23 protein-coding genes are annotated in these 21351 nt (G+C 63.8%); 13 read left to right on the top strand and 10 right to left on the bottom strand.

Translation table 11 applies throughout. The features are described from left to right. Positions 1–17: 17 nt before the first annotated feature. A complete protein-coding gene (kstR2, locus tag VJV41_RS22900; protein ID WP_325337538.1) occupies positions 18–629 on the top strand; it encodes a TetR family transcriptional regulator KstR2 in 612 nt (203 codons plus the stop codon). Further along, positions 622–1770 (top strand): steroid 3-ketoacyl-CoA thiolase FadA6, encoded by a 1149-nt coding sequence (fadA6, locus tag VJV41_RS22895; RefSeq protein WP_325337536.1) that lies wholly within the window; start codon positions 622–624, stop codon positions 1768–1770. Before kstR2 ends, fadA6 begins: the two co-directional genes overlap by 8 nt. A 226-nt stretch (positions 1771–1996) precedes the next feature. Here fadA6 and ipdC read toward each other — a convergent pair whose 3' ends face one another. From ipdC to echA20, 4 genes are read right to left on the bottom strand one after another with little or no spacing between them, the layout of a single operon-like run. Beyond that, the gene (gene ipdC / locus VJV41_RS22890; RefSeq protein WP_325337534.1) at positions 1997–3055 is read right to left on the bottom strand and encodes a (3aS,4S,5R,7aS)-5-hydroxy-7a-methyl-1-oxo-octahydro-1H-indene-4-carboxyl-CoA dehydrogenase; all 1059 of its coding nucleotides are present in this window, start codon (positions 3053–3055) and stop codon (positions 1997–1999) included. Continuing rightward, positions 3052–3798 (bottom strand): cholesterol ring-cleaving hydrolase subunit IpdB, encoded by a 747-nt coding sequence (gene ipdB, locus VJV41_RS22885; protein ID WP_414685025.1) that lies wholly within the window; start codon positions 3796–3798, stop codon positions 3052–3054. The genes ipdC and ipdB overlap by 4 nt, the downstream gene beginning before the upstream one ends. Then, positions 3798–4676 (bottom strand): cholesterol ring-cleaving hydrolase subunit IpdA, encoded by an 879-nt coding sequence (gene ipdA / locus VJV41_RS22880; RefSeq protein ID WP_325337530.1) that lies wholly within the window; start codon positions 4674–4676, stop codon positions 3798–3800. The genes ipdB and ipdA overlap by 1 nt, the downstream gene beginning before the upstream one ends. 55 nt (positions 4677–4731) lie before the next feature. Further along, a complete protein-coding gene (echA20, locus tag VJV41_RS22875; RefSeq protein ID WP_325337528.1) occupies positions 4732–5490 on the bottom strand; it encodes a (7aS)-7a-methyl-1,5-dioxo-2,3,5,6,7,7a-hexahydro-1H-indene-carboxyl-CoA hydrolase in 759 nt (252 codons plus the stop codon). A gap of 53 nt (positions 5491–5543) precedes the next feature. Between echA20 and VJV41_RS22870 the strand changes: the two genes are divergently transcribed. Both VJV41_RS22870 and VJV41_RS22865 read left to right on the top strand, forming a co-directional pair. Continuing rightward, positions 5544–6311 (top strand): SDR family oxidoreductase, encoded by a 768-nt coding sequence (locus tag VJV41_RS22870; protein WP_414685023.1) that lies wholly within the window; start codon positions 5544–5546, stop codon positions 6309–6311. A 13-nt stretch (positions 6312–6324) separates the two neighbouring features. Beyond that, positions 6325–7230 (top strand): SDR family oxidoreductase, encoded by a 906-nt coding sequence (locus tag VJV41_RS22865; RefSeq protein WP_325337527.1) that lies wholly within the window; start codon positions 6325–6327, stop codon positions 7228–7230. 315 nt (positions 7231–7545) lie between these two features. Here the strand turns inward: VJV41_RS22865 and VJV41_RS22860 are convergent, their stop codons facing one another. Genes VJV41_RS22860 through VJV41_RS22850 form a run of 3 tightly spaced genes read right to left on the bottom strand, consistent with a single transcriptional unit; the run spans position 7546 to position 9548 of the window. Next, on the bottom strand, positions 7546–7998 hold the full coding sequence (locus VJV41_RS22860; RefSeq protein WP_325337525.1) for a nitroreductase family deazaflavin-dependent oxidoreductase: 453 nt from the start codon (positions 7996–7998) through the stop codon (positions 7546–7548). Between the two features lie 9 nt (positions 7999–8007). Beyond that, positions 8008–8385 (bottom strand): hypothetical protein, encoded by a 378-nt coding sequence (locus VJV41_RS22855; protein WP_325337523.1) that lies wholly within the window; start codon positions 8383–8385, stop codon positions 8008–8010. After that, positions 8385–9548 (bottom strand): steroid 3-ketoacyl-CoA thiolase, encoded by a 1164-nt coding sequence (locus VJV41_RS22850; RefSeq protein WP_325337522.1) that lies wholly within the window; start codon positions 9546–9548, stop codon positions 8385–8387. The genes VJV41_RS22855 and VJV41_RS22850 overlap by 1 nt, the downstream gene beginning before the upstream one ends. Positions 9549–9669: 121 nt before the next feature. On the opposite strand from VJV41_RS22850, the gene VJV41_RS22845 reads away from it, so the two are divergent. The 7 genes from VJV41_RS22845 to VJV41_RS22815 all read left to right on the top strand — a co-directional run bounded on the left by VJV41_RS22845 (position 9670) and on the right by VJV41_RS22815 (position 16173). Beyond that, on the top strand, positions 9670–10944 hold the full coding sequence (locus tag VJV41_RS22845; RefSeq protein WP_325337520.1) for a cytochrome P450: 1275 nt from the start codon (positions 9670–9672) through the stop codon (positions 10942–10944). A gap of 26 nt (positions 10945–10970) precedes the next feature. Then, positions 10971–11984, top strand: coding sequence for an acyl-CoA dehydrogenase family protein (locus tag VJV41_RS22840; protein WP_325337518.1), 1014 nt, complete (start codon positions 10971–10973; stop codon positions 11982–11984). Beyond that, on the top strand, positions 11969–13132 hold the full coding sequence (fadE29, locus tag VJV41_RS22835; RefSeq protein ID WP_325337516.1) for an acyl-CoA dehydrogenase FadE29: 1164 nt from the start codon (positions 11969–11971) through the stop codon (positions 13130–13132). The genes VJV41_RS22840 and fadE29 overlap by 16 nt, the downstream gene beginning before the upstream one ends. Before the next feature lie 28 nt (positions 13133–13160). Further along, positions 13161–14129 (top strand): bifunctional MaoC family dehydratase N-terminal/OB-fold nucleic acid binding domain-containing protein, encoded by a 969-nt coding sequence (locus VJV41_RS22830; RefSeq protein ID WP_325337515.1) that lies wholly within the window; start codon positions 13161–13163, stop codon positions 14127–14129. Beyond that, positions 14111–14536, top strand: a complete 426-nt coding sequence (locus VJV41_RS22825; protein ID WP_325337513.1) for a MaoC family dehydratase — start codon at positions 14111–14113, stop codon at positions 14534–14536. The genes VJV41_RS22830 and VJV41_RS22825 overlap by 19 nt, the downstream gene beginning before the upstream one ends. Then, a complete protein-coding gene (locus VJV41_RS22820) occupies positions 14526–15692 on the top strand; it encodes a lipid-transfer protein (RefSeq protein ID WP_325337511.1) in 1167 nt (388 codons plus the stop codon). Before VJV41_RS22825 ends, VJV41_RS22820 begins: the two co-directional genes overlap by 11 nt. 121 nt (positions 15693–15813) lie before the next feature. Further along, a complete protein-coding gene (locus VJV41_RS22815; protein ID WP_325337734.1) occupies positions 15814–16173 on the top strand; it encodes a PAS domain-containing protein in 360 nt (119 codons plus the stop codon). 17 nt (positions 16174–16190) lie between these two features. Here VJV41_RS22815 and VJV41_RS22810 read toward each other — a convergent pair whose 3' ends face one another. The 3 genes from VJV41_RS22810 to VJV41_RS22800 all read right to left on the bottom strand — a co-directional run bounded on the left by VJV41_RS22810 (position 16191) and on the right by VJV41_RS22800 (position 18715). Continuing rightward, positions 16191–16883: a TetR/AcrR family transcriptional regulator gene (locus VJV41_RS22810; protein ID WP_325337509.1), complete on the bottom strand. Its 693-nt coding sequence runs from the start codon at positions 16881–16883 to the stop codon at positions 16191–16193. A gap of 377 nt (positions 16884–17260) precedes the next feature. Further along, positions 17261–17920 carry a ScbR family autoregulator-binding transcription factor gene (locus tag VJV41_RS22805; RefSeq protein ID WP_325337507.1) on the bottom strand — a complete coding sequence of 220 codons (660 nt, stop codon included), beginning with the start codon at positions 17918–17920 and terminating at the stop codon, positions 17261–17263. A gap of 78 nt (positions 17921–17998) precedes the next feature. Next, positions 17999–18715 (bottom strand): TetR/AcrR family transcriptional regulator, encoded by a 717-nt coding sequence (locus tag VJV41_RS22800; RefSeq protein WP_325337505.1) that lies wholly within the window; start codon positions 18713–18715, stop codon positions 17999–18001. A 573-nt stretch (positions 18716–19288) separates the two neighbouring features. Here VJV41_RS22800 and VJV41_RS22795 point away from each other — a divergent pair. Further along, the gene (locus tag VJV41_RS22795; protein ID WP_325337732.1) at positions 19289–20338 is read left to right on the top strand and encodes a glycosyltransferase family 2 protein; all 1050 of its coding nucleotides are present in this window, start codon (positions 19289–19291) and stop codon (positions 20336–20338) included. 301 nt (positions 20339–20639) lie between these two features. After that, positions 20640–21317, top strand: coding sequence for a response regulator transcription factor (locus tag VJV41_RS22790; RefSeq protein ID WP_325337503.1), 678 nt, complete (start codon positions 20640–20642; stop codon positions 21315–21317). Positions 21318–21351 lie beyond the last annotated feature (34 nt).

Raw genomic sequence — 21351 nt, 5'->3', positions numbered from 1 at the left:
GTTGCTATCCTGGTCGGATGGACAGCGCGCCTCCGAGTCGCCGCGACGAGCTGCTGAAGCTCGCCGCGACGATGTTCGCCGAGCGCGGGCTGCGCGCGACGACCGTGCGCGACATCGCCGATTCGGCGGGCATTCTGTCCGGCAGCCTGTATCACCATTTCAAGAGCAAAGAGCAGATGGTAGAGGAGGTGCTGCGGGATTTCCTGGACTGGCTGTTCGGTCGCTACCGGGAGGTCGTCGACACCGAACCCAATCCGCTCGAACGGCTCAAGGGATTGTTCATGGCCTCGTTCGAGGCGATCGAAGACCGGCATGCCCAGGTCGTCATCTATCAGGACGAGGCCAAGCGGCTGTCGTCGCTGCCGCAGTTCGGCTTTGTCGAGACGCGCAACAAAGAGCAACGCAAGATGTGGTTGGACCTGCTCAACCAGGGCATCGAGGAGAACTACTTCCGGCCCGACATCGACGTCGACCTGGTGTACCGGTTCATCCGCGACACCACGTGGGTTTCGGTCCGCTGGTATCAGCCCGGCGGACCATTGACAGCCGAAGAGGTTGGCCGCCAGTACCTCTCGATAGTCCTCGGTGGAATCACCGCCGCCACTCCCAAGGAGAGCAAGTATGCCTGAGGCGTATGTCATCGACGCTGTACGCACCGCTGTCGGCAAGCGCAATGGTTCGCTTGCCGGCGTGCATCCCGTCGACCTGGGCGCGGCGGCGTGGAGGGGACTATTCGAGCGCGTCGACGTCGATCCCGGCGCGGTCGATGACGTCATCGCCGGCTGCGTCGACGCGATCGGACCGCAGGCGGGCAACATCGCCAGGTTGTCGTGGCTGGCCGCCGGATATCCAGAGGAGGTGCCCGGCGTCACCGTCGACCGCCAATGCGGCTCCAGCCAGCAGGCGATTTCCTTTGGCGCACAAGCGATCATGTCGGGCACATCTGACTTGATCGTGGCGGGCGGCATGCAGAACATGAGCCAGATCCCCATCTCGTCGGCGATGATCGTCGGCGAGCAGTTCGGATTCACCTCGCCCACCAACGAGTCGAAGAGCTGGCTGCACCGCTACGGAGATCAGGAGATCTCGCAGTTCCGCGGTTCGGAGCTGATCGCCGAGAAGTGGAACATCTCGCGTGAGGAGATGGAGCAGTACGCGCTCACCAGCCATCAGCGGGCGCAGGCGGCGATTCGTGGCGGGAATTTCGAGAACGAGATCATCGAGGTCGACGGGTTCAAGACCGACGAGGGCCCACGCGACACGTCATTGGAGAAGATGGCGACGTTGGCGACGCTCGTCGAAGGGGGCAGGCTGACGGCGGCGATGGCCAGCCAGATCTCCGACGGTGCAAGCGCGGTGCTGCTGGCGTCCGAGCAGGCAGTCAAGGAGCACAACTTGACCCCGCGGGCGCGCATCCACCACATCAGCGCCCGCGGCGCCGACCCGGTGTTCATGCTGACCGGCCCGATCCCCGCTACGCGGTACGCGCTGGAGAAGGCCGGACTCTCGATCGACGACATCGACACCGTCGAGATCAACGAGGCGTTCGCGCCGGTCGTGATCGCGTGGCTCAAGGAGATCAAGGCCGACCCGGAGAAGGTCAACCCGAACGGCGGCGCGATCGCTTTGGGTCATCCGCTCGGCGCCACCGGGGCCAAGCTGTTCGCGACCATGCTCAACACGCTTGAGCGCACCGGCGGCCGTTACGGCCTGCAGACGATGTGCGAAGGCGGCGGCACCGCCAACGTCACGATCATCGAGCGCCTCTAGTTCGTTCGGCGAGCAGACGCAAAAGGCCCCAAATCCTCGGCGTGTCGGGGCGCTTTGTGTCTGTTGGCGCTAAACCGCAAGTCCGGCGGTACGAGCCACCGTTCCGAGACCGGCACCAAGAATCGTTCAGCTCCGCACGACAATGTCGTTAGATAGTTAGACGATCGAGCCGACTGCCGACTCTGTCGCCCACAGCTGGGCACATCGCGTCTATAAGGTTGGTTGACTACGCGACCAGGGCCGCTGCCGCCTGCAAATGTTTGACGGCGTCGCTGACAATGGAGTCGATCAACTCCGCACAGGACGGCAGATCACCGAGGATGCCGGCGACCTGTCCCGACGCAAGCACCCCCGCGTCGGTGTTGCCGTCTACCAGTCCGGCCTTCAACAGCATCGGGGTGTTGGCCGCCATGACGACCTGCGACCACGTCAGCTCCTTGCCGTGCCGCATTTCCAGCCCGTCGCGGATCATCGCCCGCCACGTCATGCCGGACATCTTCTTGAACTTCTGCGCATTGCGCACCGCCGCGGAAAAGCCCCGCACCCGCGAACCGCTCTCCAGCTTCTCCACCAGCCCGGTCCGCAGCACTCGATGCGGCATCCCGTCGACGCGGGTCGATACCACCGTGCCGTCCAGCCCAGCCTCCAGGTACCGCTGCTTGACCGCATCCGGCACCGTCGAATCCGACGTCAACAGAAACCGCGTCCCCATCGCCACGCCGGCCGCGCCGTAGGACAACGCCGCTGCCAGTCCGCGACCGTCGAAGAAGCCGCCCGCCGCCACGACCGGGATGTCGACCGCATCAAGCACCGACGGAAGCAACAGTGTGGTGGCGATTGGGCCGGTGTGGCCGCCGCCCTCGCCGCCTTGGACGATCACCGCGTCGGCGCCCCAGCCGGCTACCTTCTTGGCATGCTTGGCCAGACCGACGGACGGAATTACCACCACGCCAGCGTCTTTCAGCCGAGCAATCAGCTCCGGCTTGGGCGCCAACGCAAACGATGCGACCTTGACACCTTCACGGATCAGCAGGTCGACGCGTTCGTTAGCGTCCCCGGCGTCGGCGCGGATGTTGATGCCGAACGGCTTATCGGTCGCGGCCTTCACCTTGGTGACGGCGGTCTGCAATTCCTCCAGAGTCATCGTTGCCGAGGCCAGAATGCCTAGCCCGCCGGCGTTGGCGGTCGCCGCCACCAGCCGCGCACCCGCCACCCAGCCCATCCCCGTCTGCACCACCGGATGCTCGATGCCGACCAGCTCAGTCAGCGGCGTGCGTAACCTCATATCCGTACTTCCTTGTCCCGCAGCGACTTCGGGTCGATCACCTCGCGAATGAGCTTCAGCTCCTGTTCGCTTGGCAGGCGGGTGCGCTCAGCCTTGTCCAAGTCGTGCACCTCGAACGACGTGTTGTCGGCCACCTCGTCGGGTGTGATGCCCGGATGCAGCGATACCGCGCGCATCTGATGGTCGGGCCCGTTGAAGTCGAAGACGCCGAGATTGGTGACGACGCGGTATACGTTGACGAACCGGTACGCCGGGTTGTCGGGATCCACCTTGTCCCAGCCGATGCCCGACACCACGTCGACGGAATCGCCGAACACTCGTTTGGAATGGTTGCCAACCCAATAGCTCGTCGCATGGTTGATCGTGTTACCGGGCGCGCCACGCACGCCGAACATCTGCCGGGTCGGCTGCTGCAGCGGCCCGAACGCCGACAGGTTCTGATTGCCGTAGCGGTCAATCTGGTTGGCGCCCATGACCACATGGCGCCGGCCCCACGCCAGCGTCTCGAAGACTCGGCCGAACGGCATCCAGCCCTCGACTGCGCCCGTGACGCCGATCGCCGGAGTGTCGGCAAGCAACTGTGCTTCTCCGTCGGTCAACAAGATGTCGGGGGAGAACGTCAACCGAGCCAGCCGCGCCCCGATCGACACCATCGGCGCCATCGGGCTGACCATGATCTCGCCTGCGTCGCGGAACAATTCCGCGCAGGCGACCGCACACACTTCCGGACGGCTGACGGCAATCACTGGGCCTCCCGAAATTTGCGGACCGCTGCCTGGTAGTCGGCCTCGCTGCCGGACAGATAGGTCTGGACGAACTGCTGCCACGTTTCATCGGAGGCGGCGGCCTCGGCGTAGTGGCGCTGGAACTTCTCGTCGCGTCCGTAATCGGGTGCGGCCGTCGTGAAGTGGGCGCCGTTGGGTGCCTCGACGACGGAGTCCACCATCATCCGGTTGATCAGCAGAGCCTGCGGCGGCACGGCCTTGATCAGCTCGTCGGTCGGCACCACCTGTTCGACCGACAGGTAGCGTCGCTCGGCGGCCATCAAGTACAGGTCGTCGAAGTACGGGTCGATTCCGGTGTACGCCGCATTGCCTTGCGCATCACCGAGATTCATGTGCACGAAGGCGGCGTCTAGGCGCAGAGCCGGCATCGCGATCAGCGTCTCGTATCCACCCTCCGGGGCCGGATATGGCGACGTGACGGTCTGCAGCTCGCCTTCCCAGAAGTCGACGACCGAGCTGGCAAGCCCCGCGCGGATCGGCAGGAACGGCAGCCGCTGAGCCGCGGCCTGCAACCCGCAGCGCAGCATGCCTTCGTCCATTTCACGCGCCTCGATCGCGCCGGCGGTGCGCGCCTTGGCGAACCACGGGTCGTAAAACGGCGGCGAATCCAGCGACACGAACCCGTAGTAGACGCGTTTCACTTTGCCTGCCGAACACAGCAGCCCGACGTCCGGTCCGCCGTACGTCACCACCGTCAAGTCCTTCACGTCGGTGCGCAGCAGCGCCCGCACGAACGCCATGGGCTTGCGCCGCGATCCCCAGCCGCCGATGCCGATCGTCATGCTGCTCTCGATCGCCGAGACGGCTTCGTCGAGGGTGGTCCGCTTGTCCGTCATTCTTCCCCCAGTCGTCCCCTGCGCTGCGCGCGTGGGCCCATCGCTACCCGCCGAATCATGCGTTCTTGCCCTTCGCTGTACCGGCGAACGCGTCGCGGTGCTCGTCGGCGACGCCGGCGAGATTCAGCTCGAACGTAAATCCTTGCTCCATGCGGTAACTCGAGTTGACCCGCTGCACGTCGATGAGGTTCAGCGCCTCTTTCGCCGCCCGGATCACGCGTGTGTCCTTCGCGGCGATATCGCGGGCCACCCGCAGCGCGGCCTCGTCCAGCTCATCACGTGGCACCACCTCATGCACCGACCCGAAGTGGTGCAGCGTGGCCGCGTCGACCGTCGCGGCGGTGAAGAACAGCCGCCGCATCATGTGCTGGGGCACCAGTCGCGACAAATGGGTCGCCGCCCCGAGCGCACCGCGTTCGACTTCCGGCAGACCGAATGTCGCATCGTCGGAGGCGACGATGACGTCGGCGTTGCCGACCAGCCCGATGCCGCCACCCACGCAGAAGCCGTTGACCGCAGCAACGACGGGCACTGCGCATTCGTAGACGGCCCGGAAAGCCGCGAAGCACCCGCGGTTGGCGTCGATGAGCGCCGTGAAGCCCTCGGTGCGCTGCATCTCCTTGATGTCGACGCCGGCGTTGAAGCCGCGGCCCTCCGCTCGAAGGATCACGACGTGGGTCTCGTAGTCCTCGCCGGCCTTGGTGATTGTGTCGGCGAGTTCGAACCAGCCGCGCGACGGGATGGCGTTGACAGGCGGGTAGTCGACCGTTACCGAGACGATGCCCGGCTCGACTGTGGTGGAGGTAATGGTCATGGCACTTCCTGGGGACGATAGGAAAGCAAGCACTTGCTTGGTACGCTAGCACAGTGACCGACGCGCCAGACATAAACCTCGGACTCAAGGACAAGGTCGTCCTGGTGACGGGCGGCGTACGTGGAGTCGGCGCCGGTATCAGCGCGGTGTTCGCCGACCAGGGCGCGACGGTGGTGACGTGTGCGCGCCGTCCCGTCGACGGACTGCCCTACGAGTTCCTCCCGTGCGATGTGCGCGACGACGAGGCGGTCGCCGCAATGGTCGGGGCGATCGTCGAGCGGCATGGGCGGATCGACGTCGTAGTGAACAACGCCGGCGGTTCGCCGTACGCGTTGGCCGCGGACGCCTCCGCGAAGTTCAACCGAAAGATCATCGAGCTCAATCTGATTGGGCCGTTGTCGGTTTCGCAGCACGCCAACGCCCACATGCAGAACGCCAATGGCGGGTCGATCATCAACATCTCGAGTGTCGGCGGCCACCGACCCACGCCCGGCACAGCGGCCTACGGCGCGGCCAAAGCCGGTGTCGACAGCCTCACCAGCACTCTGGCCGTCGAGTGGGCGCCCAAGGTGCGGGTGAACTCGATCGTCGTCGGCATGGTCGAAACCGAACAGTCAGAGCTGTTCTACGGCGACGCCGAGTCCGTCGCCGCCGTCGCGGCCACCGTTCCGCTGGGGAGATTGGCCAAACCCGCGGATATAGGTTGGGCTGCAGCTTTTTTGGCATCAGAGGCGGCGTCGTATATCAGCGGCGCCACGCTCGAGGTCCACGGCGGCGGCGAGCCGCCGTCGTATCTGGACGCGTCAAGCGCAAACAAATAAGGAGACACAAGATATGGGTTTGCTCGACGGCCGGGTGGTCATCGTGACGGGTGCGGGCGGCGGCATCGGGCGCGCGCACGCGCTGGCGTTCGCGGCCGAAGGCGCCCGCGTGGTGGTCAACGACATCGGCGTGGGGTTAGACGGCTCGCCCGCCGGCGGTGGCAGCGCGGCGCAGGGCGTAGTCGACGAGATCACCGCAGCCGGGGGCGAAGCCGTCACCAGCGGCGCCAATGTCGCCGACTGGGAGCAGGCGGCTGGACTGATCCAGACCGCGATCGACACGTTCGGTGGGCTCGACGTCCTGGTGAACAACGCGGGCATCGTGCGCGACCGGATGTTCGCCAACACCAGCGAGGAAGAGTTCGACGCCGTCGTCGCGGTCCATCTCAAGGGCCACTTCGCCACCATGCGGCACGCCGCCGCTTACTGGCGCGCCCAGTCCAAGGCGGGCAACACAGCCGACGCCCGCATCATCAACACCAGTTCGGGCGCCGGTCTGCAAGGCAGTGTGGGACAGGCGAATTACAGTGCAGCCAAGGCAGGCATCGCCGCCTTGACGCTGGTCGCGGCGGCAGAGATGGGCCGCTACGGCGTGACCGTCAACGCCATCGCGCCGTCTGCACGCACGCGGATGACCGAGACTGTGTTCGCCGAGATGATGGCAACCCAGGACCAAGATTTCGACGCGATGGCACCGGAAAACATTTCACCGCTGGTGGTTTGGCTCGGCAGCGTGGAGTCCAAGGATGTCACTGGCACGGTGTTCGAAGTCGAGGGCGGGATCATCCGCGTGGCCGAGGGTTGGGCGCACGGGCCTGAGGTCGACAAGGGCGCAAGGTGGGATCCGGCCGAGCTAGGTCCGGTCGTCACCGATCTGCTCTGTAAGGCTCGTCCACCGGTGCCCGTGTACGGCGCGTAGCTATTCCGCGAGCAGACGCAAAAGTCCCCTATTTCAGTAATTTTGGGGTGCTTTTGCGTCTGCTCGCGAGCGAGAGTCATGCGACGGCTGCCGCCGTGCCAGTCCTCTTGTTTGCCAACCGATCCGGTGTCGACACCGAAACTGGCCAGTTGCGGCCGTTCCCGCAGACTGCGCTTGAGTTCCGCGAAACCGGGGAAACTCGCCGCCAGTCCACGCTGTAGTCACGTTGCTCAGCGACCATGCGAACCCACTTACTCGTCATCCAGGCGAATGGGCATACCGGATCGAAGTAGAAGATCAGGTCATACGACGAGGTCATGGCTCGCAGACCACAAGTGGAATCACTCGATCGGTCCACGACTGGTAGTCATCGATCGCCGGGTATATCTCGACCAGGCGGGGCCAATACCGTGACCGCTCTTCGTCATCGGCCTCGCGGGCGGTCAGGTGAAGAACCTCTTTCTTGATTTGCACCTGCACCTTGGGATTGGCCGTGAGGTTCAGATACCACATCGGGTGCTTGTCGCTGCCGCCCCGGGACGCGGGCACGATCACCGTGTTGCCGTCGCGGATGTAGAGCAGCGGAGAAACCCGCGGCTGACCGCTCTTGCGACCCGTCGTGGTCAGAAGCGCCACAGGCGCTTTCTGGAAGGTGCCGCCGAGCCGGCCGCCGGTGAGCTTGTAGAGCCAGGTGTTCCCGCGTGCCATCCACTTGATGAAGAAGTCGGCATACGGCGAATTCAAGTTGCGCGGCGGCGATTTCGGCATGGGCCGATCTTAGGACTTGGTCAGGAACGGGTGAATGCTTGCGCGGATGTGGTGAATCTGGCCGTCCTCGGCGGGAATCAAGAACGTCTCGTCGATATGCGCACCGACCCGCCGTCCGGCCAGCGAGGGCTTGGTGAACAGATCGAATCGAGCCCGGACCGAGTCGCCGTCGACGGTGAACTCGGGAACCGAGGTGTCGCGGATAACCCGGTATTGCAATCCGCGATTCAGGCTGCGGCGCAGGTGATTTCCCGAGAAACCGGTCTTCAGACCCACTTCGATGCGGGTGCAGCTGGGCGCGAACGGCACCTTGTCGGCGTCGTGGCTCACCAGCGCATCGATGTAGGCCTGTGCGGCCGCGATGCGTTCGGCGTCCGAAGCAGGCACTAGATCCGCTCGATGATCGTGCCGGTCGACAACGCGCCGCCGGCGCACATCGTGATCAGTGCTGTGCTCTGATTCGTGCGCTCCAACTCGTGCAGCGCGGTGGTGATCAAACGGCTGCCGGTGCTGCCGACGGGATGGCCCAATGCGATCGCACCGCCGTTCACGTTCACCTTGTCCATGTCGGGGTTGTGCACCCGCGCCCACGACAGCACGACCGAAGCGAATGCCTCGTTGATCTCGGTGATGTCGATGTCGCCCATCTTCATGCCGGCCTTCTCGAGCACCTTCGCCGTCGACTGCACCGGTCCGTCGAGGTGGTAGTAAGGCTCGGCGCCAACCAGCGCCTGACTGATGATCCGAGCCCGCGGTCGCAGACCCAGCGCGCGTGCCTTGTCTTCGTCCATCCACAGCACCGCGGCCGCGCCGTCGGAAATCTGCGACGACGTGCCAGCCGTGTGGATGCCGCCCTCGATCACCGGGTTCAGCGACGCCAGACCTTCCAGTGTGGTGTCGCGAAGGCCCTGGTCGCGGGTGACCGGCGCCCGCTCGGACGTCGGCTGCTTGTTCTCGTCGAGCACCGGCGCCTCGATGGGGCTGATCTCCCGGTCGAAGCGGCCCTCGGCCCAGGCCTGCTTGGCCTTGAGCTGCGATTCGAAGCCGAACCGGTCGATCTCCTCGCGGGTGATGCCGCGCCGCTTGGCGATCCGCTCCGCCGCGGTGAACTGGTCGGGCAGGTCGATGTCCCACGAAGCCGGCCGCAGGATGCTGCGATCGGGACCGGCGTTGGCGCCGAGGCCGACGCGGCTCATCGCCTCGATACCGCACGCGATGCCGATGTCGATGGCGCCCGCGGCGATGAGGCCCGCGATCAACCCGTTGGCCTGCTGGCCGCTGCCGCACTGGCAGTCGACCGTCATCGCGCCGACGTGCTCGGGTAGCCCGGCGACCAGCCAGCTCACCCGACTGATGTTGTTGGACTGCTCACCGAACTGCGTGACGCAGCCGCCGATGACCTGCTCGACCTCGCCGGCGTCGATGCCGGCCTTCTCGACGAGCGCCTTCTGCGTGGCGCCCAGCAACTCGGTGGCGTGCAGGCCGGACAGCCATCCATTCCTCTTGCCGATAGGGCTGCGGGTGGCTTCAACGATGACAGGGTTACCCATTCCGTCAGGCTAGAACACGTTTCATTACTCTGACAAGCAAGGATGGTGACCTGCCTTTTATCTGCGCAGAAGCCATGTTTTACTGGCACTAGAACACGTTGCAATTGAGGAGAGCTTTCCTATGCCCTGCCCCATCCCAGCTGACTTCGACTTCCTCGACGCGACCCTGAATCTCGAGCGTCTGCCCGTTGCCGAGCTCGCCGAGGTACGCAAGGCCGACCCCGTCCATTGGGTCGACGTTCCCGGTGGAACCGGCGGGTTCGGAGACAAAGGTTATTGGTTGGTGACGAAGCACGCCGACGTCAAGGAGGTGTCGAAGCGCAACGACGTGTTCGGCAGCTCGCCGGACGGCGCCATTCCGACGTGGCCGCAGGGTATGACCCGCGACGCGATCGATCTGCAAAAGGCAGTACTGCTGAACATGGACGCACCGCAGCACACACGGCTGCGCAAGATCATCTCCCGTGGTTTCACGCCACGCGCCGTCGGGCGACTAGAGGAGGAACTGAGGACCCGCGCACAGCAGATCGCCGAGACCGCCGCGGCCGAGGGCTCCGGAGACTTCGTCGAACAGGTGTCGTGCGAGTTGCCGCTGCAGGCCATCGCCGGGCTGCTGGGCGTCCCGCAGGAGGACCGCGACAAGCTGTTCCGCTGGTCCAATGAGATGACCGCCGGTGAGGACCCGGAATATGCCGACATCGACCCCGCGATGTCGTCGATCGAGCTGATCCAGTACGCGATGCAAATGGCCGACGACCGCAGCAAGAACCCCGGCGACGACATCGTCACCCAACTGGTCGAGGCCGATATCGAAGGCGAAAAGCTCTCCGACGACGAGTTCGGATTCTTTGTGGTGATGCTCGCGGTGGCCGGCAACGAGACCACCCGCAACTCCATCACACACGGCATGATCGCGTACTCGCAGAACCCCGACCAGTGGGAGCTCTACAAGCGGGACCGGCCGGAGACCGCCGCCGACGAGATCGTCCGCTGGGCCACTCCGGTCTCGGCGTTCCAGCGCACCGCACTCGAGGATGTCAAGTTGGGTGGTGCGCAGATCAAGAAGGGTCAACGGGTGGTGATGTCCTACCGCTCGGCCAACTTCGACGAAGAAGTGTTCACCGACCCGCACTCGTTCAACATCCTGCGCAGCCCCAATCCGCATGTTGGCTTCGGCGGCACCGGCGCGCACTATTGCATCGGTGCGAATCTGGCCAGGATGACCATCAACCTGATCTTCAACGCGATCGCTGATCACATGCCCGATCTCAAGCCGATCGGTGAGCCCGAGCGGCTGAAGTCGGGTTGGCTCAACGGCATCAAGCACTGGCAGGTGGACTACACCGGTAAGTGCCCGGTCGCCGGCGGGCCGGCGAATCAGGCCGCCGCGCACTGATCGTTCGACACTCAAGGAGGAGTCGGGTGGATTTCACACCGGACCCGGAACAGCAGGCTGTGGCGGACGTCGCCACGTCGGTGCTGGAGCGGGACAACAGCTGGGACGCCCTGGTCGCGGGAGGAGTGACTGCGCTGGCGGTGCCCGAGCGCCTCGGCGGTGACGGTTTGGGCCTGCCGGAGATCGCGACGGCCCTGACCGAGATCGGCAGACACGGCACGATCAGCCCTGCGTTGGCGACGCTCGGCCTCGGCACCGCGGTGCTGCTGGATCTGGCGTCCGATGCGCAGCAGGACCGCTACCTGGCCGGGGTCGCGAAGGGTGCCGTGCTGACGGCCGCGCTCGACGAACAAGGCGCACCACTGCCGGACCGGCCGGCGACGACATTCGCCAACGGGAAGCTCAACGGGACGAAAGTCTTTGTGCCGTATGCCGAACAGGCTGAGTGGATCGTCGTAACCACCGATAGTGCGGTCGTGGTGGTCTCGCCGAAGACCGACGGCGTTCACGTGACAAGGACGCCGTCGTCGAACAAGGGCGACGAGTGCACCGTGACGTTCACCGACGCCGAAGCGGACGGGGTGCTGGAGGGGGCGAGCGCGCATCGGGTAAACCAGTTGGCGCTGGCGGTTATTGGCGCCTTCGCCTCTGGATTGGTCGCCGGTGCGCTTCGCTTGACCGCTGACTATGTGGCCAACCGCCATCAGTTCGGCAAGCCGCTGTCGACCTTCCAAACGGTGGCGGCTCAACTGGCCGAGGTCTACATCGCCTCGCGCACGCTGACTTTGGCGGCGACGTCGGTTGTGTGGCGGCTCTCCGAGGGCCGCGACGCCGACGACGATCTCGACGTCCTCGGCTACTGGCTGGCGTCGCAGGCGCCGCCGGTGATGCAGATCTGCCACCACCTGCACGGCGGTATGGGCATGGACATCGACTACCCGATGGACCGCTACTACTCCACTATCAAGGACCTGACCCGGCTGGTGGGCGGGCCGTCGCATCGTCTCGATCTGGTGGGAGCGCAATGTTCATCGAACTGACGCCCGAGCAGCGGCAGCTGCAAGCCGAACTGCGGCAATATTTCTCGAACCTCATCTCGGGTGACGAGTACAAGGAGATGGAGTCCGACCGGCACGGCAAGGCCTACCGTGCTGTGATCAAGCGGATGGGCTCCGACGGCAAGCTCGGCGTCGGCTGGCCCAAGGAGTTCGGCGGCCTCGGCTATGGGCCGATCGAGCAGCAGATCTTCGTCAACGAAGCACACCGAGCAGATGTGCCGCTGCCCGCTGTCACGCTGCAGACCGTCGGCCCGACGCTGCAGATGTACGGCAGCGAGGCGCAGAAGAAGAAGTTCCTGCCCGCGATCCTCGCCGGTGACGTGCATTTCGCGATCGGCTACACCGAGCCGGAAGCGGGCACCGACCTCGCGTCGTTGCGGACCACTGCGGTTCGCCAGGGTGACGAGTACATCGTCAACGGGCAGAAGGTCTTCACCACCGGCGGGCATGACGCGGACTACATCTGGCTGGCCTGCCGCACCGACCCGGAGGCGGTAAAGCACAAGGGCATTTCGATCCTCATTGTCGACACCAAGGATCCCGGCTACTCCTGGACGCCGATGATCCTTTCCGACGGTGCGCACCACACCAACGCCACGTATTACAGCGACGTCCGCGTACCCGCCGACATGCTCGTCGGTGAGGAGAACGGCGGCTGGCGCTTGATCACCACTCAGCTCAACAACGAGCGCGTGATGCTAGGCCCAGCGGGGCGGTTCGCGAGTGTCTACGACCGGGTGCATGCATGGGCGTCCAAGCCCGGCGGCAACGGCATCACGCCCATCGACCAGCCGGACGTCAAGCGCTCCCTCGGTGAAATCCACGCCATCTGGCGGATCAACGAGCTGCTCAACTGGCAGGTGGCAGCCGCAGGCGAGGACATCAACGTTGCCGACGCCGCCGCGACGAAAGTGTTTGGCACCGAACGCGTTCAGTATGTCGGGCGATTGGCAGAGGAGATCGTCGGCAAGTACGGCGATCCGGCCGAACCGGCCACCGCCGAGCTGTTGCGCTGGCTCGACAGCCAAACCAAGCGAAATCTGGTGATCACATTCGGTGGCGGTGTGAACGAGGTGATGCGCGAGATGATCGCAGCGTCGGGCCTGAAGGTGCCGAGGGTTCCGCGGTGATGAGCGCTTGCGTGAAGAACGGACAATTATGAGCGCCGTCGAGGAGATCCAGAAGGCGGCCGAACAGATCAAGGCGGCGGGCCGCAGCAAGCCGCGCGCCGGTCGACATCCAGTAAACCAGCCGATGGTCGACCACTGGCTCGATGCGATGGGCGACAAGAACCCGATCTACGTCGACGAGGAAGCCGCGAAAGCAGCGGGCCATCCGGGCATCGTCGCGCCGCCTGCGATGATCCAGGTCTGGACGATGATGGGCCTCGGTGGCGTTCGTGCCCCCGACGATCCGCTCACCAAGATCCTCGAATTGTTCGACGACGCAGGTTACATCGGCGTCGTCGCCACCAATTGCGAACAGACCTATCACCGGTACCTAAGGCCTGGGGAAGAGGTCAGTGTTGCCGCGGAGCTGACCGATGTCGTGGGCCCCAAACGAACAGCACTCGGCGAGGGCTTCTTCATCACACAGAAGATCACCTGGCAGGTCGGCGACGAAGACGTCGCCGAGATGATGTGGCGCATCATGAAGTTCAAACCGTCCAGTCAAGACGGGCAGGTGACTCCTTCAGCCGTGCCTGACGACCTCGACGCCGACGCGATGATGCGGCCGGCGTCGTCGCGGGATACGAAGTTTTTCTGGGAAGGCGTAAACGCGCACGAACTGCGCATCCAGAAGCGGTCCGACGGCAGCCTGCAGCATCCGCCGGTGCCTGCAATCTGGCAGGACAAAGAGTCGCCGGTCGACTACGTCGTGGCCAGCGGCAACGGCACGGTGTTCAGTTTCGTCGTGCATCACGCCCCCAAGGTGCCTGGGCGCACGCTGCCGTTCGTCATCGCTCTCGTCGAACTCGAAGAAGGAGTGCGGATGCTCGGCGAGCTCCGCAACGTGGTCCCCGCCACCGTGGAGATCGGAATGCCCGTTCGCGCAACATATATCGACTTTCCCGAGGGAGATTCCGGCCCGGCGTGGACACTGTACGCATGGGAGCCGGACTCGTGAGCGCCCCGACTGTCGAAGTGGGAACGAAGCTGCCCGAGCTGGCGCTGTACGGTGACCCGACGTTCATCGTCTCGACTGCTATCGCCACGCGCGATTATCAGGACGTCCACCACGATCGCGACAAGGCGCACGCCAAGGGCAGCAAGGACATCTTCGTCAACATCCTGACCGACACCGGCCTGGTGCAGCGCTACATCACCGACTGGGCGGGACCCACCGCGATCATCAAGTCGATCTCCCTGCGACTCGGTGTGCCGTGGTATGCCTACGACACGGTGACGTTTCGGGGTGAGGTGACCGCGATCGAGGACGACGTCGTCACGCTGAAAGCCGTTGGTAGCAACAGTCTTGGCGATCACGTGATCGCGACGGCAACATTGGCAATGGGGGTGCCTGATGCCGGGTGAGCTGTCCGGAAAGGCCGCGGTCGTCGGTATCGGCGCGACCGATTTCTCGAAGAACTCCGGCCGCAGCGAGCTTCGGCTGGCCTCCGAGGCGGTGCTCGATGCGCTCGACGACGCCGGCCTGACGCCGGCCGATGTCGACGGCATGGTCACATTCACGATGGACTCCAACACCGAGGTCGCCGTCGCGCGGGCCACAGGCATCGGGGAGCTGAAGTTCTTCTCAAAGATCCATCATGGGGGCGGGGCTGCTTGCGCCACCATCCAGCAAGCCGCGATCGCAGTGGCAACTGGTGTCGCGGAATGCGTTGTCGCGTACCGGGCTTTCAACGAGCGGTCGGGAACACGGTTCGGCCAGGTACAGATGCGCCTGGTGGAAAATGCCGACTCGACCGGTGTCGACAACTCGTTTTCGTACCCGCACGGCTTGTCGACACCGGCCGCGCAGGTCGCGATGATCGCCAAGCGGTACATGCACTTGTCCGGCGCCACGAGCAAGGACTTTGGCGCCGTCTCGGTGGCCGACCGTAAGCACGCCGCGAAGAATCCGATGGCCTACTTCTACGAAAAGCCGATCACCATTGAGGATCACCAGAATTCGCGGTGGATCGCCGAGCCGTTGCGCCTGCTGGACTGCTGCCAGGAGACCGACGGCGGCGTGGCTCTGGTGGTGACCACGCCGGAGCGGGCCAAGGACCTCAGGCACAGGCCGGCGATCATCGAGGCTGCCGCACAAGGGTCGAGTGCGGACCAGTACTCGATGGTCAGCTACTACCGGCCCGAACTGGGACTGCCTGAGATGGGTTTGGTCGGCAGGCAGCTGTGGCAGCAGTCTGGCCTGCGGCCCACCGACATCCAGACCGCGGTGCTCTACGACCATTTCACACCGTTCACGCTGATTCAGTTGGAGGAGTTGGGGTTCTGCGGCTTGGGAGAGGCGAAGGACTTCGTCGCCGACGGCGCGATCGAGATCGGCGGTAGGCTGCCGATCAACACGCACGGTGGTCAGCTTGGTGAGGCATACATCCATGGCATGAACGGCATCGCGGAAGGTGTGCGCCAGCTGCGCGGGACCTCAGTCAATCAGGTCGACGACGTCGAGCATGTACTCGTCACCGCAGGCACTGGAGTCCCGACCTCGGGCCTCATTCTCGGCTAGTTTCTCTTCGATTCGCCCTGCCGGTCTCGTCGTTTTCGAAGTAATCGGCGAGTCCTGCTGGCAATATCGTGGAGTGGAGCGATCCGAACGTCGGCGGGGCGGGCGTGCTGCGCGATCTCCGATGGAGATATTGGAGCAGATGCCCGCGTTGGTCGTGCTGGGGCGAATCCCGGTGCCCACGCTCGCGATTGCCTCCGACGGATCCATCCTCGCCGCCAACCCCGCAGCAGCGGAGATGCTGGGTTACACGACTGAAGAGTTGCTGTCGTTGAGTTTTCGCGAACTCTTTCAAGGGGGCATCGCCGGATCGGCGGTGTCTCTTGCGCACGCCCATGCGGGTCGTCTCGTCGAGTTGGTGCATGCGAACGGCTCGACGGTGCGGGCGATCATGAGCAAGTCGGCTCTATTGCGCGGCGATGACCCGGTCGCGTTGGCGACGTTCGAGGATCACACCGAGAAGTTGTGGGCTGAAGAACCATGAACACTTCCGACGAAAACTCAGCCCGAAGCCGGCCGCGCTGACGAGCCGCCCGGAAGCGACGCATTGTTTATCGCCACTGCGGTGCATCGCTTGACGAAACATGCGAAATAGGCCAACCGGTCTGCATGTGTGAAACCAGGCAGGATCAGCATCCACGCGGACTCGAATTGGGTGAAGAACTCTTGCGGCGCATCAAGGTCGGCTGTTTGGCGCAGTCCCATGTAGATCGACGTAATCAACCGGCTGAGCCCCTCGGGATCGGTACGGTCGATGATGTCGCCGTCGGCGATCCCCCGCTCGATCATCGCGGTGAATGCTGGGAACCATTCCGTGAAGATCTTCGCCTGAACGCCGTCGGCGCGACCGATCTGCTCCAGCAGGTGCAGACCGGCGCGAATGCCGCGAGAGTGGACATCTTGGGCCGCAAGGAAATAGCACGCCTCGATAAGTGACTCGAGTCCAGATAACTGGTGATTGATCCGTTCAGTCAGTAGAGCCCGAATCGTGGCCGAGTGTTCATGAAGAATCGCCATTGCCAGCGCGTGCTTCGATTGAAAATGAAAATACATCGCTCCCTTACTGAGCCCCGCTCGGGCGACGATGTCATCCAAACTTACTACGCTGAAAGGCCTTTGGCAGAACGCGCGCGCGGCCGCTCGCAAGATCTGTTGGCGCGTGCCGTCTGCCCTACCCTCACCAGGATCAGTCACCGGAGCTTGCTCCAATCAGCACTCATGGTGGTGGACGGACCACTTCGGCCGGGACGACAAACGGTCCGGCCGGTGAGCTGGACGGCACCCTGGTCTCCGGAACTGAAATGCATTGCGCTAGAGGCTACTACTGACTGAACGCACCACTGGCGAACTGTGTCGGAGCCTTCGAGCGGGTCTACGACAGCCCGTGGTACTTGACCCCACGGTGACACGGCGGGCTCGTTCGTGTGCGCCCACGGGCCCTGCATTTGAGCACAGCAGTGCACGCGATCATGGTACATACCAAGCTTCGGGATGGTTGCCGATTGGATGACTAACAGTCTGAGCGAAAAGAGCCGACGCCATGGCGGACTAATCCCGCAGCGCGCTGCTCACTACTGCGACAGCGTCAATTCTCTGCGTCGTAGTGGTTCTCGTTTGAGGAATTCGCGAAAGTATGACAGCGAATGCCCGGGGACGATGGCAGGCAGCAGGACGCCCCACGTCCGAAGCAGACGCGCCGGTAGATCGGTCCCGAATGACAACTCCGCCGACATCAGCGTCGATCCGATGATCGTGGCCACGATCGTCTCGGCGGCGTCGTTCGGATCAACATCTTCTCGGAGGTCACCCTCGGTGCGGACGCGCGCAAGCTGTGCTGCCATCGCTGACGACCAATCTCTGTTGGAAGTGGCCGCCGCCTCACTGAACTGTCCAAGTGTGTGTCTGAGCAGCCCGGCCCCGCGGGCGACCTTGTCGCCGGCCATCTGGTCCACGAGGACGAACGTGCTGTGAATCAGATTTTCGATAGCGGGGGCTGAAGACTGGCACACCGCGAGGAGCGTGGAGAGGAGCTTGGCCGTCCCGATCTCGATAATGGCGGCGGCCACAGCTTCCTTGGAATCGAAGTGGTAATACAGTGCGCCCTTCGTCATCTGCGCACGCTCAATAATGTCGCCCATTGACGTTGCGTCGTAACCTATTTCGTCGAACAGGTCCATCGCCGCAGCAAGGATTTTTTGCCTGGTGGACTCCGACCGCGCCTGGCGCGCCATGGCTCTGCCCCTCCCGTGCATTCCGCAGCATCTACGCCGGTCTGAGGTCGGTTGTGAGGTGTCTTACCCGCGTAAAGGTTAGCAGCGGAGGTCAAGGGGCGGATCATTCCCAGCGTTGTCGGGCTCGTCGTTCGGGGACAGCTGGGACGAATGGCGCGCATGGGAGATGCGTCGCCGGATGAACTCGGTGAGGTAGGTGATCCGATCTGGATTTGCGAAGGTGGGCAGCATCAGGAGCCAGGCTCTCTCCAGGTCAGAGAGCAGCTGTTCACGTTCATCGGCGCGACGCGTTTGCCGGATCCCCATGTAGAGCGAGATTGCCAGCCGGCTGATGTGTTCCGGATCGAGCTGGGAGCGGATGTCGCCGTCGTCGACGGCACGCTCGACGACCGGAGAGAACGCGGTGATCCATTGACTGAGTAGGTGTGGTCCGAGGTCATCGGACGGGCCGAGTGTCTGCAGCAAGTTCAATCCCGCGCGGGTCAGGTCATCGCCGATGTCGCGGACGGCTATGAGAATGGTGATGTCGATGACCGTTTCCAGGCCCGATAGTTGCTTCGCCAGCACCTCGTCGACGGCAGCCATACCCAAGCTGTTCTGCGCGTGGATGAGGGTCATCGCCAGCGCTTTTTTCGACTGGAAATGAAAGTACATCGCGCCTTTGGTCGCGTGCGCCTCGGCGATGATGTCGTCAAGGTTCACCAGACTGTATGACTTTTCGGCGAACTGACGCGCAGCTGCGCGCAGGAGCCGTTGCCGCGTGACATCGCCTCGCTTATCCCCCGGCTCACTCACTGCGGCCCCCGAAGCACACACTTGCCCTGGTGAGCGATTCCGCCCTCAGGATCAGCCTTCAATCTTGCCACCCCCTACCGCATTTTTTGGTATTAGCTACGTAGCCGCCGAGCGGTGCCTGGGCGAATGGTTGGGGTTAGCCTTGGACGCCCAGGCCTATCGCCGGTAGATGGTCAACCGATTCAGTGGCACCTCGCCGGCAAAATCACACCGACGTGCTTCGGGGCACCCCGCGACTTCCATCGCAACGAAAGCATCGTTCCCTTCACGCGGTAGTCCTCAGCGCCACACCACCGTGGTCGGGTCACGTCGCGATGTCGACTCCCGCGTCGTGATCTTTGCTAGACGGCGCCTCGGGCGCTTACCGCCTCGGTCGTTCTGTGCATCCGACAACGCGGGATTTGGTCGTTCTGGGACCCGCCTGCTACTCCTGCGGTCCGCCTGAGCAGGAATTTACCGCTGCGACAAGCATCTGCTGGTCTTGAACATGCAAACTCTAGATACTCTAAGTCGCTGATATCGTTGAAAAACCGCCAATCAGTCCTAAAATTGCCAGTTGTGGGGGCAAATGGTATGTATCGGCGGGAAAAGTCGGCTTCGTATCGGCGGAACTCTGACAGTTTCCTACCGGCCGCCACGTTGGCCAGCGATCAAGACCTCGGCAACCGAGGGTTGCTGGGGGCAAATTCGTCCGCGCGCCCTCGCGCGGTCGGAGCGATCCGTCGACGGGGATACGCGCGTGTTCACTCCGCACACAGGCTTACCGGGTTTGACGCCGGCGCTTCGTTAACAGCTGCCGCGCGGAGCGACACCCTGCGGTTGAATTCGTCAGCGAGGCGTCCGATCAGTAGTTGGGCCGAAGTCGTCGAGGCGTATCGGCCAGCTGCAATGGCGAATTCGCGTTGGCGTCGGACTCGTCGACCGAAGGTTTCGCTTTGCATTTGTGCATCCGAGACGGATCGGCATCTGCAGGCAACGATCGAGAGCTGCTTTGCTCAGCACTACGCCGCCCTGGAATTTCTGATCATCGACAACGACGGTTCCGACCGCACGCGACACATCCTGGAGATGGTCAAAGACGATCGTGTTCGGGTAATACGAAGCGCGACAGCAGGTCCCATTGCCGACAAGTTCAACATGGCTGTACAGCAGAGCAACGGTCAGTTCGTGAAGCTGATCTGCGCGGGCGACGTGCTTCGTCGCGACTGCATCGCCAAACAGGCCAAACTGCTCGAGGACAACGCCGACGTGGCGTTGGTGGCGGTCCGAACCGATCACCTCGACGATGACGGCAATCTGCTGAGCCGCGGTTGCGGGCTGGCCCGGCTCATCGGCCGGCATTCGGGAGAGCGTGCGATCAGAAGAATCGCCCGCAGCAGCGTCGACCCGATCGGACCCGCAGTCGGTGGGTTGTTTCGACGGGACGACTTCGACCGGTGTGGCGGATGCCGGGCAGACTTGCTGTTCCCGATGGATATGGGCTTGTGGATTCGGTTACTGGGACAGGGCGACTTCCTCGGTGTGCCAGACACTCTCGCGTCGTCGCGAAACGGCAGCGGTTTGATGACGCAACTCACTCGCAGGGACCCGCGTGAAGAACGTGGGCGAGGAGATCACCGATGAAGACGATGCAAAAAGCCCCCGATCGCCGGCGGGGCGGCAGGCCAGTACCCGGCCCCGTCGGCTCGGGGGACGGTCAGACTCTGGTGGGAGTGTTCGAAGCTCGCTGTGGGAGCCAGGGGCGGTGTAGCCGCGGGTGGGTCGGCGCGGCTCGGCTGCGCCAGGTGTCGGCGAAAGTCGACGCTCTCATTTGCGTCGCGCAGAACGACCGCAGGCCGACGATTCCGCTGATCCAACCGTGGGGCGCCTTCACGATGAGCCCGCCGCATCCCGGTGTAAAGGAGCAGCTGACAAGGGTCCAAGGATGTCTACGGTAGGCGGAGATCCATCGGCGGTATCGATCGCCATCATCGACCGTCACGACGTCGTCCATGCGGGCATCGAGGCGTGGATCAACCGGAGCGAGTCCCCGATCAAGATCGTCGGGAATTATTCGGATCCGTCGGAATTCATCGGTGATCACCCCACGGCCACATCCGACGTCGACGTTGTACTGTTCGCGCTTCAATACGGTTCGCGTGGACCGCAGTTCGATTCTCTTCGACGAGTCTGTCGTGCTGGCCATCGAGCCATCGTCTACTCATATCTTGAAACCGACGAAATCATCCTGACCAGTCTCGACGCCGGAGCAATGACGTATGTGGCGAAGTCGGAGAGTGGCAGCCACCTGTGCGAAGCCATCCGCGCCGCGCGGTCGGACACACCTTATGTTGCCCCGCGGATGGCGCAAGCTCTCCTGCGCGACAAGTCCATGGGCCGTCCTCACCTGAGCGAGCGGGAGCGAGAAGTGCTCATCGCGTGGTTCCAAACTGAGAACAAGGAACTCGTCGGCAAGCGACTGTTTATCGAGCCGTCAACGGTGCGTACGCATCTCCAGCGAGTGCGAGCGAAGTACGCCGCGGTGGGCAGACCCGCGCCGACCAAGGCGGCACTCATCGCCAGGGCAATCCAAGACGGGATCCTAAGTATTGATGAGCTGTGATTCCTGGGATCGCCGAGCGCGCCATCAGCAAGTA

The organism is Mycobacterium sp. (genome assembly GCF_035274705.1).
Taxonomy (GTDB): Bacteria; Actinomycetota; Actinomycetes; order Mycobacteriales; family Mycobacteriaceae; genus Mycobacterium.
Note: the sequence above shows the minus strand (reverse complement) of the source record. Positions and strands in the feature narration are given on the sequence as shown.

What these genes read in the sequence shown, in the direction of transcription:
- ipdC (WP_325337534.1), bottom strand. Translation starts at nt 3,055, where the DNA reads ATGAGGTTACGCACGCCGCTGACTGAGCTGGTCGGCATCGAGCATCCG.
- VJV41_RS22790 (WP_325337503.1), top strand. Translation starts at nt 20,640, where the DNA reads ATGTCTACGGTAGGCGGAGATCCATCGGCGGTATCGATCGCCATCATC.
- VJV41_RS22815 (WP_325337734.1), top strand. Translation starts at nt 15,814, where the DNA reads ATGGAGATATTGGAGCAGATGCCCGCGTTGGTCGTGCTGGGGCGAATC.
- fadE29 (WP_325337516.1), top strand. Translation starts at nt 11,969, where the DNA reads ATGTTCATCGAACTGACGCCCGAGCAGCGGCAGCTGCAAGCCGAACTG.
- VJV41_RS22865 (WP_325337527.1), top strand. Translation starts at nt 6,325, where the DNA reads ATGGGTTTGCTCGACGGCCGGGTGGTCATCGTGACGGGTGCGGGCGGC.
- VJV41_RS22845 (WP_325337520.1), top strand. Translation starts at nt 9,670, where the DNA reads ATGCCCTGCCCCATCCCAGCTGACTTCGACTTCCTCGACGCGACCCTG.
- VJV41_RS22795 (WP_325337732.1), top strand. Translation starts at nt 19,289, where the DNA reads ATGTATCGGCGGGAAAAGTCGGCTTCGTATCGGCGGAACTCTGACAGT.
- VJV41_RS22830 (WP_325337515.1), top strand. Translation starts at nt 13,161, where the DNA reads ATGAGCGCCGTCGAGGAGATCCAGAAGGCGGCCGAACAGATCAAGGCG.
- VJV41_RS22820 (WP_325337511.1), top strand. Translation starts at nt 14,526, where the DNA reads ATGCCGGGTGAGCTGTCCGGAAAGGCCGCGGTCGTCGGTATCGGCGCG.
- VJV41_RS22805 (WP_325337507.1), bottom strand. Translation starts at nt 17,920, where the DNA reads ATGGCGCGCCAGGCGCGGTCGGAGTCCACCAGGCAAAAAATCCTTGCT.
- kstR2 (WP_325337538.1), top strand. Translation starts at nt 18, where the DNA reads ATGGACAGCGCGCCTCCGAGTCGCCGCGACGAGCTGCTGAAGCTCGCC.
- echA20 (WP_325337528.1), bottom strand. Translation starts at nt 5,490, where the DNA reads ATGACCATTACCTCCACCACAGTCGAGCCGGGCATCGTCTCGGTAACG.
- VJV41_RS22850 (WP_325337522.1), bottom strand. Translation starts at nt 9,548, where the DNA reads ATGGGTAACCCTGTCATCGTTGAAGCCACCCGCAGCCCTATCGGCAAG.
- ipdA (WP_325337530.1), bottom strand. Translation starts at nt 4,676, where the DNA reads ATGACGGACAAGCGGACCACCCTCGACGAAGCCGTCTCGGCGATCGAG.
- VJV41_RS22825 (WP_325337513.1), top strand. Translation starts at nt 14,111, where the DNA reads ATGGGAGCCGGACTCGTGAGCGCCCCGACTGTCGAAGTGGGAACGAAG.
- fadA6 (WP_325337536.1), top strand. Translation starts at nt 622, where the DNA reads ATGCCTGAGGCGTATGTCATCGACGCTGTACGCACCGCTGTCGGCAAG.
- VJV41_RS22860 (WP_325337525.1), bottom strand. Translation starts at nt 7,998, where the DNA reads ATGCCGAAATCGCCGCCGCGCAACTTGAATTCGCCGTATGCCGACTTC.